The 11938-nt window shown below is 67.2% G+C and carries 11 protein-coding genes and 1 tRNA gene; 8 read left to right on the top strand and 4 right to left on the bottom strand.

Annotation, left to right across the window (positions count from 1 at the left end):
- Window positions 1-83 precede the first annotated feature (83 nt).
- A complete protein-coding gene (locus ACFO0G_RS10375; RefSeq protein ID WP_286403829.1) occupies window positions 84-1091 on the top strand; it encodes a 4Fe-4S dicluster domain-containing protein in 1008 nt (335 codons plus the stop codon).
- A complete protein-coding gene (gene nrfD, locus ACFO0G_RS10370; protein ID WP_286403832.1) occupies window positions 1088-2176 on the top strand; it encodes an NrfD/PsrC family molybdoenzyme membrane anchor subunit in 1089 nt (362 codons plus the stop codon). The genes ACFO0G_RS10375 and nrfD overlap by 4 nt, the downstream gene beginning before the upstream one ends.
- A 12-nt stretch (window positions 2177-2188) precedes the next feature.
- Here nrfD and selD read toward each other — a convergent pair whose 3' ends face one another.
- On the bottom strand, window positions 2189-3214 hold the full coding sequence (gene selD, locus ACFO0G_RS10365) for a selenide, water dikinase SelD (RefSeq protein ID WP_376977412.1): 1026 nt from the start codon (window positions 3212-3214) through the stop codon (window positions 2189-2191).
- Window positions 3215-3258: 44 nt separating this feature from the next.
- Here selD and ACFO0G_RS10360 point away from each other — a divergent pair.
- The 3 genes from ACFO0G_RS10360 to selB all read left to right on the top strand — a co-directional run bounded on the left by ACFO0G_RS10360 (window position 3259) and on the right by selB (window position 6521).
- Window positions 3259-3353, top strand: a tRNA-Sec gene (locus ACFO0G_RS10360).
- Between the two features lie 36 nt (window positions 3354-3389).
- Entirely contained in the window at window positions 3390-4721 is a 1332-nt protein-coding gene (gene selA, locus ACFO0G_RS10355; RefSeq protein WP_376977410.1) for an L-seryl-tRNA(Sec) selenium transferase, read from the top strand.
- Window positions 4722-4724: 3 nt separating this feature from the next.
- Complete coding sequence (selB, locus tag ACFO0G_RS10350; RefSeq protein ID WP_376977408.1) at window positions 4725-6521, top strand: selenocysteine-specific translation elongation factor; 1797 nt, start codon at window positions 4725-4727, stop codon at window positions 6519-6521.
- Window positions 6522-6554: 33 nt separating this feature from the next.
- Here selB and ACFO0G_RS10345 read toward each other — a convergent pair whose 3' ends face one another.
- Window positions 6555-7070 (bottom strand): AAA family ATPase, encoded by a 516-nt coding sequence (locus ACFO0G_RS10345; protein ID WP_376977406.1) that lies wholly within the window; start codon window positions 7068-7070, stop codon window positions 6555-6557.
- A gap of 85 nt (window positions 7071-7155) precedes the next feature.
- Between ACFO0G_RS10345 and ACFO0G_RS10340 the strand changes: the two genes are divergently transcribed.
- From ACFO0G_RS10340 to ACFO0G_RS10330, 3 genes are read left to right on the top strand one after another with little or no spacing between them, the layout of a single operon-like run.
- On the top strand, window positions 7156-7743 hold the full coding sequence (locus ACFO0G_RS10340; RefSeq protein ID WP_286403843.1) for a hypothetical protein: 588 nt from the start codon (window positions 7156-7158) through the stop codon (window positions 7741-7743).
- A gap of 11 nt (window positions 7744-7754) precedes the next feature.
- Complete coding sequence (locus ACFO0G_RS10335) at window positions 7755-8789, top strand: zinc-dependent alcohol dehydrogenase family protein (protein WP_286403846.1); 1035 nt, start codon at window positions 7755-7757, stop codon at window positions 8787-8789.
- A gap of 37 nt (window positions 8790-8826) precedes the next feature.
- The gene (locus ACFO0G_RS10330) at window positions 8827-9579 is read left to right on the top strand and encodes a lytic transglycosylase domain-containing protein (RefSeq protein ID WP_286403847.1); all 753 of its coding nucleotides are present in this window, start codon (window positions 8827-8829) and stop codon (window positions 9577-9579) included.
- 41 nt (window positions 9580-9620) lie between these two features.
- Here the strand turns inward: ACFO0G_RS10330 and ACFO0G_RS10325 are convergent, their stop codons facing one another.
- The gene (locus tag ACFO0G_RS10325; protein WP_376977403.1) at window positions 9621-10787 is read right to left on the bottom strand and encodes a cytochrome P450; all 1167 of its coding nucleotides are present in this window, start codon (window positions 10785-10787) and stop codon (window positions 9621-9623) included.
- Window positions 10788-10846: 59 nt separating this feature from the next.
- A complete protein-coding gene (locus ACFO0G_RS10320; RefSeq protein ID WP_376977401.1) occupies window positions 10847-11797 on the bottom strand; it encodes a CPBP family glutamic-type intramembrane protease in 951 nt (316 codons plus the stop codon).
- Window positions 11798-11938: the final 141 nt, after the last annotated feature.

Raw genomic sequence — 11938 nt, 5'->3', positions numbered from 1 at the left:
CTTCAGTTGAAGCACACATTGCCCCGCCCGGAACGCCGCCTGCCGGTGGCGTTCCGGGCACCGACCCGACGACGGAGGACTAGATGGGCCAGCTGTCCGGACCGACCGACCCCACCGCCGATGCCCATTGGGAGCACAATCATCCGCGCAAGGGGTTCTTCACCGACACCTCGATCTGCATTGGCTGCAAGGCCTGTGAAGTTGCCTGCAAGGAGTGGAACCACAACCCGCAGGACGGAAACCTGGAACTGCTCGGGTCCTCCTACGACAACACCGGATCGCTGGGTGCCAGCACCTGGCGGCATGTCGCCTTCATCGAACAGGGCCAGGAACGGATTGTTGAGGCGCGGGAATCAGGCCGCGCCCTGGTCAGCCTGGGCATGCCCCGCATTGGTCCTCCGGCCGCGGCAGCGCCGGTCACGGACTTGGCGGACGCTGATACCACCCCGCCGGACACCGCTGACTTCCGGTGGCTGATGTCCTCGGATGTCTGCAAGCACTGCACCCACGCCGGCTGCCTTGACGTCTGTCCCACTGGCGCCCTGTTCCGCACCGAGTTCGGCACTGTCGTGGTCCAGGATGACGTCTGCAATGGCTGCGGAACCTGCGTGGCCGGCTGCCCCTTCGGCGTGATCGAGCGCCGCAGCAACGGCACGGTCAAGGTTGCCAGCAGCAGGGAAGAACAGCACGCCAAGCATCCCGCCGTCCCCAACGAGGGCATCGCCCAGAAGTGCACGCTGTGCTACGACCGGCTGGTTGATGACCAGACGCCTGCATGCGCCAAGGCATGCCCGACGACGTCCATCAAGTTCGGCGACCACGATGACATGGTGGACACGGCCCGGGAACGGGTGGCCACCCTGCATGCGCAGGGCATGACCGAGGCAAGGCTTTACGGGGCGAACGAAAACGACGGCGTCGGCGGAACCGGATCAGTCTTCCTGCTGCTCGACGAACCCGAAGTGTACGGTCTTCCGCCGGACCCCCGGGTTCCCACCGCAGACTTGCCGAAGATGTACCGCCGGGCCGGAATGGCCGTGGCGGGCATGGCCGCGGCCGCTGCGCTGGCCTTCCTGGGAGGACGGGCGTGACCCTCTCAGAGTTCGACAGCTTCCGTCCCTCAGAGCCTGCCCGCCGCCGGCAGGGCGGCAAGCGCGGCACCGGCCGCCGCCGGGACAATGGTGACGGCTCGCGGGAAATGCCCATGGTGCCGGAGCCCGAGTTCACCTCGTACTACGGCCGTCCGGTGGTCAAACCGGCTCCATGGGGCGACGACGTGGCCATCTACCTCTTTCTGGGCGGGGTGGCAGGTGGATCGGCCCTCCTCGGTCTTGGCGGTCAGCTGACCGGCCGGCCAATCCTTCGCCGCAACGCCCGGCTGGGCGCCTTGACGGCAGTAAGCGCCGGCGCCGTTGCCCTGGTGAAGGACCTGGGCAGGCCGGAGCGTTTCCTGCACATGCTGCGGACCTTCAAGGTGACGTCGCCCATGAGTGTTGGCTCGTGGATCCTCAGCGCCTTCAGCGCGGGCACGGCCGTGACGGCGGTGGCGGAAATCGACCGGATGACGGGAAGCCGGCTTCCGCTGGGTCCGTTGCGGAAGGTCCTGCATGCAGTTGAAGGCACGGCAGGGGTCGAAGCGGCGGTCTTCGCAGGGCCACTGGCCGCGTACACGGCTGTCCTGCTTGGCGACACCGCCACCCCGACGTGGAACGCCGCGCATGAGGAACTGCCATTCGTCTTCGTCAGTTCGGCATGCCTCGCTTCTGCCGGCCTCGCCATGGTCACCACACCCATCCACGAGACAGGGCCCGCCCGGAAACTTGCTGTGCTCGGTGTCCTGGGCGACGTCGCTGCCATGAAGGTGATGGAGCACCGGATGGATCCGGTGGCCGCGGAGCCCCTGCACCAGGGCAAGGCGGGCACCATGCTGAAGTGGAGCGAGCGGTTGGCGTTGGCCGGCGGCCTGGGGACACTGTTCGCAGGACGCAACCGCGTGGTTGCGGCAGTTTCAGGATTGGCGTTGCTGTCCGCTTCGGCACTGACCCGCTTCGGCGTGTTCGAAGCTGGCCTCGCCTCTGCCAGGGATCCGCGGTACACCATCGAACCCCAGAAGAACCGGCTCGCTGCCCGCCGTGCTGCCGGGGTGACCGGGGACGCGATCACCACCGCCAGCTGAGGGGGCAGCGGGTCAGCGGACCTCGATGCCCCGCCCAGCGGTGGTGTGGCCGATCACGGGGTAGCCCGGCAGCTCGCCGACCACCAGCAGGCCGCCTGAGGTCTGGGCGTCGGCCAGAAGCAGCAGGTCGTCTTCGGTGACACCCGCGGCTGAGCCCAGGTGCGGCCGCACCCAATCGAGGTTGCGCCGGGTCCCGCCGGAGACGAAACCGTCGCGGAGGGCCTCCCGCGCGCCCTCGATCAGCGGAACGGCCTTCAGATCGATCACGGCGCCCACTTCCGAAGCGCGGACCATCTTGTAAAGGTGCCCCAGCAGCCCAAAACCCGTCACGTCGGTGGCCGCCCGGACGCCGGCGGCAACCGCGGCGTCGGCTGCGTCCCGGTTGAGGGCCGCCATGGTCTCCACCGCTTCAGCGAATACCTCACCGGTCTGTTTGTGCCGGTTGTTGAGAAGTCCGACGCCGAGTGGTTTGGTGAGCGTGATCGGCAGCCCGGGCTGCGCGGCGTCGTTGCGGAGCAGCCGGTCGGGGTGGGCGACGCCAGTAACGGCCATGCCGTACTTCGGCTCAGGATCGTCAATGGAGTGGCCGCCGAGCACCGGGCAGCCCGCCTGGGATGCCACGCTCAGCCCCCCGCGGAGGACTTCGGTCATCAATTCCATCGGCAGGACACCGCGGGGCCACCCGACAAGGTTGATCGCCGTGACCGGCTTGCCACCCATCGCGTAGATGTCCGAGAGGGCATTGGCGGCCGCAATCCTGCCCCAGTCGAAGGCATCGTTGACCACGGGAGTAAAAAAGTCAGCGGTGGTAAGGACGGCCAGATCATCGCGGACCAGGACCGCCGCGGCGTCGTCGCCGCTGTCCAGGCCGACCAGGACCTCCGCGCCCGGCTGGCCGATCAGGCCACGGACCGCATCCTCGAGTTCACCGGGCGGAATTTTGCAGGCGCAGCCCCCACCGTGGGCATAGTCGGTGAGCCGGAGCGCACCGGCAACACCATCATCAACTTGCTGGACTGATGTCTGAGCCTCATTCACCCGCCAAGCGTACCCCTCCAGTTAACCCTGCTATATTGAGGCGCGGTGGCGTCCGGGTCCTGGTGGGCCCCCCGGTCTTCAAAACCGGTGAGGCTGAGCATCTCGGCCTGGCGGGTTCGATTCCCGTCCGCCACCGCCAAACTACCGGCGTGATTGCCGCGAAAAGAGGAGGGCTGTGGACCAGGTCGATCCCCGGCGGCTGATTCCCCGCACGAACGACCTGCTGGCGCTGCCGGCCGTCCGCGAGGCCCGGACGCGGCTGAATGAGCGCGTCGTCCGCGAACTCGTCCGGAAGGTCCAGGAGCAGGCCCGCCGCGGTGAGCTGGCTCCCGGCAAGGTGGAACCCGCCCTGCTGGCCGCCGTCGCTTCATTGAAAGCAACAACCCTTCGCCCGGTGCTGAACGCAACCGGTGTCATCGTGCACACGAACCTCGGCCGTGCCCCCCTTTCCGCAGCCGCGGTGGAAGCCCTTGTCGCTGCCAGCGGCTACGTTGACGTGGAGCTGGACCTGGCAGACGGCAGCCGCTCCCGCCGCGGTGCCGGCGCCCGGGCTGCCCTCCTCGCTGCCTGTCCTGCGGCCGAGGACGCCCTGGTAGTCAACAACGGGGCGGCTGCACTGGTGTTGGCCACCACAGCCCTGGCCGCCGGCCGGGAGGTAGTTGTGAGCCGAGGGGAACTCGTCGAGATCGGCGCAGGCTTTCGACTGACCGATTTGATGGAGTCGACGGGCGCGGTGCTTCACGAGGTGGGCACCACCAACCGGACCCACCTGCACGACTACGCGGGCGCCCTCGGGCCGGACACAGGCTGCGTCCTCAAGGTGCACCCGAGCAATTTCCGCGTGGACGGCTTCACGTCCGCAGTTCCGATTGACGAACTGAGCCGGCTGACTGCGGCACATGGAATACCGCTCGTGGCTGACCTGGGCAGTGGGCTGCTGGCCCCCGACCCCTACCTGCCCGACGAACCGGATGTTGCCTCCGCCCTTGCGGGCGGGGCCGACGTCGTCATTGCCAGCGGCGACAAACTGCTGGGCGGCCCCCAGGCCGGCTTGCTGCTGGGCCGCAAGGAGATCATCAGCAGGCTGGCCCGCCACCCGCTGGCCCGTGCGGTCCGGGCGGGCAAGCTTGCCCTGGCCGCCCTGGAGGCGACGGTCGCCGGTGGGCTGCCGCCGGTGGTCGAGGCGCTGCACGCCGACGTCGAACAGTTGAGGCGCCGTACCGACAGGCTCGCCGAAGCTCTCGGGGTACCCGTGGAGGCCCATGACGGCCGGGTGGGCGGCGGCGGTGCCCCCGGCTTTCCGCTGCCGGGGTGGGCGCTCCGGCTGCCCGAGGGAATTGCGGGACGCTTGCGCACCGGCCACCCTGCCGTGCTGCCGCGCGTCCACGATGGCGTCTGCCTGATCGACCTGCGGTGTGTGCCGCCCACCGACGACGACCGGATTCTTGACGCCGTACGCCAGGCATTGGCAACCCTCGACGTGGCAGACGCAGGCAGGGCGGGCTGAACCGTGCACGTCGTTGCCACGGCCGGACATGTCGATTCCGGGAAAAGTACCCTGGTCCGCGCCCTCACCGGCATGGAACCGGACCGCTGGGAGGAAGAGCGGCGCCGCGGGCTGACGATCGACCTCGGCTATGCGTGGACAACGTTGCCGTCCGGCCAGGACGTTGCCTTCGTTGACGTTCCCGGCCACGAACGCTTCCTTGGCAACATGCTTGCCGGCATCGGACCCGCGCCGGTGGTCTGCTTCGTCGTGGCCGCGGACGAGGGCTGGCAGGCCCAGTCAAGCGACCATCGCGATGCGGTCGCCGCGCTCGGAATTGAACACGGCGTTGTCGTGCTCAGCCGCGCGGACCGGGCATCCGGGCAGCGGGTCGTCGACGTGCTGTCGCGGACCCGCACGGAGCTGGCAGGGACCGGGCTGCGGGATGCTCCAGCCATCGCCGTGTCGGCCATCGACGGCACCGGCTTGGCTGAGTTGCGTGCAGCGCTCGACGGCGTCCTGGCCCAGGTGCCTGCCCCCACCACCACTGGGAGGGTCCGGCTGTGGGTGGACCGGTCGTTCACGATCACCGGTTCCGGGACGGTGGTCACCGGAACACTGGCAGCGGGAACACTCGCCCAGGGTGACCGGCTGGAACTGCTCGGCCACTCAGGGTCCCGGCCTGTGGCGGTCCGCGGCCTGCAGAGCCGCGACACCTCATACCCGTCGGTGGAGCCGGTCAGCCGGGTGGCGTTGAACCTGCGCGATGTAGCCGCAACGGACATCAGGCGCGGAGATGCGCTGGTTACCCCTGGCGCCTGGCCTACCACCGGCGTCGTAGGCATCCACCGCACTACCGGCGTGGCCTATACCGAGGTGCCCGAGCAAATCATGGTTCATGTCGGCACGGCGTCCGTGCCGGCGCGCCTGCGTCCCTTCGGGGCCGACCACGCCCGGCTGGTCCTCGACAGGCCCTTGCCCCTGGTTCTCGGGGACCGGCTGGTGCTCCGCGACCCCGGCAGCCGCTCGGTCCTGGGTGGGGCGCGCATTCTCGACGCCGACCCACCGGAGCTGCGGCGGCGCGGTGACGGCGCGCATTGGGCTGAACGGCTTTCGGGCATGGACCCCGCAGGAGACATTCTGGGGGAAGTGGCAGCCCGCGGAGCCGTCCAGGTGGATCATCTCCGCAAGCTTGGGCTGCTGCCCGGGCACGGCACGGAAGCCCCTCAGGGCGTGCGGGTTTTCGGTGACTGGTGGGTGCATGCCCCTGTCCTGGAGGCATGGCAGCACCGGCTCCGCACTGCGGTCGAGGCGCTGCAGGAGAAGGACCCCTTGGTCCCGGGCCTTTCCATGGGTGCGGCGCGGGACCTGCTCAGGTTGCCTGAGGAGAGGCTGCTTTCCCACGTGATCCGCGGGGCGGAGCTGGAGCAGGAGGGTGGCCACATCCGGTTGCCGGGCAGCCAGGACAACCTTGGGCCCATCGAGCCGGCAATCGTCCAGTTGGAGCGCAGGCTCAGCGCGGCCGCGTTCCACGCCCCGGAAGCCGACGAGCTGGCTGCCTTGGGCCTCGGCGCACGGGAACTGGCCGCCGCAGAACGCACGGGACGGTTGCTGCGTCTTCGCGATGGGGTGGTGCTGCTTCCCACGGCGCCGGCACTCGCGATGCGCACGCTTGCCGGCCTGGCCCAGCCCTTCACCACCAGCCAGGCACGACAGGCGCTGGACACCACACGCCGGATTGCGGTTCCACTGCTGGAGCACCTCGATTCGCGCGGCTGGACCAAACGGATTGATGCCGGTCACCGCACAGTGGTGCGCTGACCGGGCTGTCAGGCAGCAGGTCTGGAAAGACGACTAGGCCGGCTCGGTTGACTGGACGCGCCGCAGGATGTCGTCCACCACGCGTGCGAGCGGCGCGGTGGCGTCGATAGCGATGCCGCCAGATGGGATTTCTTCCCGTGTTTGGTACAGGTGCTCAACCAGGTCCCGTTCTGTTCGCCGTCCTCCCCATTCGTCCTCCGGGCGCTGGTCAAGCCGTCGCTTCAACGTTTCCAGGTCCACCTCGAGGACGAAGACGCCATCGAAGAGATCGATGAACTTGACGAGATTCCGCGAGCCGCCGCAGAAGAAGGTCAACGCTTCCCGCTGGTCTGCGGCCAACGCCCTGACCTTGTCCACTCTCCAGAGGTGGTGCCGGTGAACGGCGACTCCGGTGATGCCCCCGACCGGCTCGCCGGTTTCCGGGTTACCTTGATAGGCGAGTTCGCGGTCGCCGTTGATGGCCTCATAGCCCCGCCGCCGCAGTTCATTGCAGACTGCAGTCTTGCCGGTTCCAGAGCCGCCTTCGATCAGGTAGTTCTTCCTGCCCATGCCTGATGGTACCGATCATGGCCAGGGGCAGTTCTCCCCGTGTCCCTTTCGGGCAGTTGGGCCGGGGGCTGCCTAAGCTGTGGTCATGACAATGCCACCACACGTTTCCGCAACACCGATGAAGTCCCTGTTGTACTGGCGGAAGAGCAAGATCAACGGAGCCAAGACGGTGCCCGTCATAGTCAGCATGGATCCGTCAGGGATGTTCCGCATGGTGGATGCCGCGGGCGTGAGCGTGCTCTCCTTGCCTGTGCAGCAGGCGTCATTCCGGTTCACCAGCATGGGAACGATGGTGGTGACAGCCCAGGGCCGTACGTATGACGTGCTGGGCGTGGGGGCGTCAATGTCGCCGGACCCGTCGCCCGAGCAGAAGGCGGAGATGAAGGCGGCTGTCGCCGACTACAAGGACCGCACAGCCCTCAACCGTGCCGGTTCCGCCGGTGCTGCAATGAGCGGCGCAGGGGGATTGGGCGGTGTTGCAGGCGTCGCCGGCAGTGCCTTGATGATGTTCTCCTACTATGAGGGGCTGGAAACCATCAAGGCCTGGCAGGCGGTCCTTCCGCAAACAGGCGCTCCGGTCCAGACGAGTGCAATGAAGGCCGGCCTTTACATGATGCTGGGTCTCGTAGTGGCCATCATCATCGGCATCATTGTTGCCATCAACGTGCTCTAGGCTGGGGATCCATGCGTGCAATCGTCATGGACCGGATCGCCGGTCCCCTGTCTGTCCAACAAGTGCCTGTACCTGAGCTGCCGTCAGGCGGTGTCCTGGTCACCGTCACCGCCACCGGCCTCTGCCGCAGCGACTGGCACGCCTGGGCCGGCCACGACGACATAGCGTTGCCGCATGTCCCGGGCCATGAGTTCGCGGGCGTCATCACCGCCGTCGGTGAAGGGGTGACCAAGTGGGCCGTCGGCGACAGGGTCACGGCGCCCTTCGTTGAGGGCTGCGGGGCATGCGAGTGGTGCCGCGGGGGTAACGCGCAGGTCTGCCCCGAACAGCAGCAACCCGGCTTCACCCACTGGGGCTCCTTTGCCGAGCAAGTGGTCATCCACGCCGCAGACACGAATCTCGTCGCCATCCCGGCAGGAGTCAGTTTCGAGGCTGCGGCAAGCCTGGGCTGCCGTTTTGCCACCGCATACCGTGCACTCACCGGCAGGGCAGGCCTTGCCCGCGGCGAGTGGGTCACCATCGTTGGAGCCGGCGGGGTGGGCCTCAGCGCCGTCATGATTGCGAAGGCGCTCGGCGGCAAGGTGGTTGCTGTGGACCGGAACCCGGGTGCCCTTAAGGTGGCGGCATCCCTCGGAGCCGATCACATCCTGGTCGCCGACGGTTCGGACGTCCCCTCCCAAGTGCAGGCCATCACTGGTGGAAGCCACGTCTCCATTGACGCCGTAGGCAGTGAGCAGACATGCGCTGACGCGCTCCTTAGCCTTCGCCGCCGTGGCCGGCATGTCCAAATCGGGCTCCTCCCGCCGGTGGAAGGCCATCCCCGCGTACCAATGGCGCGTGTTATTGCCTGGGAACTGGATGTCTTCGGCAGCCACGGCATGGCAGCGGTGGATTACCCTGGCATGCTCGCCCTGATCGCATCGGGGGCACTGGAGCCACAGAAACTCATCGAGCGGATCATCGGCTTGGAGGAGGCCGCCGGGATGCTGCCACGTTTCGACACAGCGAACGTCGCCGGCATGACAATGATCGATCCCACCCTGTGACGCTTCCGGCCCGCGGATTGGGTGGTTTGATTAGTCAGTGCTCCGAGTAAGACGCTTTGTAGTTTTCAGCCTGTTCGTGGCCTGCGCCAGCGCGGTTTTCTCATTTTGGATCATCGGGCAGCCCGGGGCGGAAGCCCGGGTGGCGTTTTCACCACCGCCGCGGGCGGCGGTGACCCTTGAAACCGGGGCTGGCGGCATGACCACCGCCGTGGACGTGACACGCAGTCCCGACGCCGAATGGCTTCGAGGGGCTTCCCACGGCACCGGAATCCCTGCCCGTGCCCTGCGGGCCTATGTTGCTGCTGCCATCACGGCCAATGACTCCACGCCGCACTGCGGAATCGGCTGGAATACGCTGGCCGCCATCGGCTTCGTTGAATCAGGCCACGGAACCTATGGTGGCGGCAGCCTGGACGCGTCGGGCCAGGCCAGCGGGCCGATCGTGGGCCCGAGCCTCAACGGGTCAGGTTTCGCCGCCATCCCCGACACCGACGCCGGTGCCCTGGACGGTGACGCCAACTGGGACCACGCGGTGGGTCCCATGCAATTCATTCCCTCCACCTGGCGACTTGCAGGAATGGACGGGAACGGGGACGGAACAGCGGACCCGTTCAATATCGACGATGCAGCCCTCAGCGCGGCCACGTATCTATGCGGCCACGGCCGCGACCTAACGACCTCGCAGGGGTGGCGGGATGCCATCTACGCCTACAACCAGTCCGACGCCTATATCCGCAAGGTGGGTGCGCAGGCCACTGCCTACGCCACGAAAACGGGTACCGCCGAATAATCCACGACCGGCAGCCGGAAAGGGCCAGTGCCTTCCCCCGGTCAGGCCTGCCAGGTGATGGGAACTGCCTTCAGCCCGTAGACGATGGTGCTTTCCATGCGCTCCAGGTGGGCCCCGGAAGCCACGGACAGCCCGGGCAGGCGGGCGAGCAGCGCCTCCAGCGCGATCCTCGCCTCGAGCCGGGCCAGTGGTGCGCCCAAGCAAAAATGGATGCCGTGGCCGAACGCCACATGCCGGTTCGGGCTGCGGTCGACGTCGAACTCGGCCGCCCGCTCAAACTGCCGCTCATCGCGGTTGGCCGAGCCGATCCACGCCACGATCGGTGCCCCGGCCGGGATGCGTTCGCCGCCCACCTCGGTCTCCGCTACGCTCACCCGGTACATCGACTGGACAGGGGAGCGGAAGCGCAAAACCTCTTCGAGGGTCTGGGGCAACAAGGCAGGCTCCTTCAGGAGACGGTCAAGGGTGCCGGGCGATTCGGACAGGCACAGAACGGCGTTGCCGATCAGGTTGGTAGTGGTCTCGTTGCCCGCGACCAGCAGCAAAGCGCAGAAACCCAGCAGTTCAGGCACCGAGAGTTTCTGGCCTTCAATCTCGGCGGACAGCAGGCTGCTGATCAGATCCTCACCCGGACGGCTCCTGCGCTGGTCGATCAGGGCCAGGAAATACTCGACCATCTCGGATGTGGTGGTGTCCTGGCTGCCGCTGCCCGGACCGGTGCGTGTTTGGCTGACAATGGTGTCCGACCAGTGCTTGAAGCGCTCACGGTCCTGCGCCGGAATGCCCATCAATTCGGAGATCACGATGACCGGCAACGGGTAGGCCAAATCCTGGATCAGGTCCGCGCTGCCGCCGCGCGCCACCATTCCGTCCACCAGTTCGTTTGCGAGCGCGGAGATGCGTGGGGCCAGGGCGTCGACTGCTTTGGGCGTGAAAGCCTGGGTGACCAGGGACCGCAGCTGCCGGTGCCGCGGGGGATCAGCCGTGATCAGGCTTGACGCGAACAACTGGCCTGAACCCGATGGCGCGTCGCCGCCCATCCGTGAGGAAAACGTCGCGTGCTCGGACAGCACCCGCTGGACGTCGTCGTACCGGAACACATGCCAGCTCCCGGATTGCTCATCGTGGAAGACCGGCGCGGCCGCCCGCATGCGTTCATAGTGGGGAAAAGGATCCAGCGGGTATTGCGTGGACTGGGTGGCGTCCATGGTGGCCTCTCTGACTGACCGTAGAACCTCGATCCTAACCAAAGCCTGCCCCCGGGTCATTAGTCCCGCCGTCGTAAGCCATGACGCTTCACTTTGGAATTCCTGGACTTCCGCACTCCAGCCAAACCAAGCCGCCGCTCATGCCTCGCGGCGAACCACACGGCGGCCACCATCAGGCCCAAGACGTCCACGAACCCCAGGATCGCTTCCCACGGCATTTGGATGGACCCTCCCCGCAGGTTGTTGTAAAAGGAGCCGAGGGGGACCAGCAGCGGCCAGAGGACGATGAGGTTCCGGGCGGCGCTGAAGGCAACCGCGTAGACCACTCCGAGGCCGAAAAGGAAGAGCATCTCCGACCAGGCCATGCCATAGCCGACGTGGTAGGCGGCGTAGAGTGCGGCGGCGCCGGCTACACCCGGGATCGGGCCGAAGCTGGCTTCCAGCCGTGCCTGGACGAAGCCCCTGAAGAAGACTGCCTCGAAGAACCCGACGGTGATGGCGAGGGCCGCCAGGGGCACCCAGTCGACGGGGCGCGGAAGCGGGTACCCCCAAAGGGTGATGACGAACTGCACCGATGCGAGGACGAGTCCCAAGGCAAACGCCTGGCCCAGGTTTCTGCGGCTGATTCCCAACGCGGCCAGGGACCTCCGCCGGATCCACGTGTTGTATCCGATGGGACCGAGGACACCGAGGAGCATGCCGGCAGCGAACGACAGGAACAGCCCCAGCGTGTTTCCCTGCGTGAAGACCCTGAACGCCAGCCAAAAAAGGGCCACGACGCCCACGTAGAGCGCCGCTACGGCGCCGACGTCAGGCCAGTCAGGATGTCCGGCCCAGCGGGGCCGCGACATCGGCACAATGAGCGCCAAAACCAGGGCGGCAACGGGAACGCCGAAACCGTAGACTGCGGGGTTCCCGAGGGACAGCAGTAGTATCGCGCCGACGAGGAACACGGGCCAGGCAATCCGTGGCAAAGCCCGGGCGGTTCCACCCAGCTTCATATCCGACATGACACCCACCTCCAGGTAACGGCGGACTGCATGCATCAAGTCTTTCGTTGGCCAAGCCCGGACTATAGGGGCGAAGGGCCCAGCCGGGCTTGAACACAGGTCCCGCACCGCGCCAAGCCACCACCCGGGTCAGCGGCCAGC

It is taken from the genome of Arthrobacter sedimenti, assembly GCF_042652025.1.
Taxonomy (GTDB): Bacteria; Actinomycetota; Actinomycetes; order Actinomycetales; family Micrococcaceae; genus Arthrobacter; species Arthrobacter sedimenti.
This window is presented reverse-complemented; position numbering and strand designations above follow the sequence as displayed.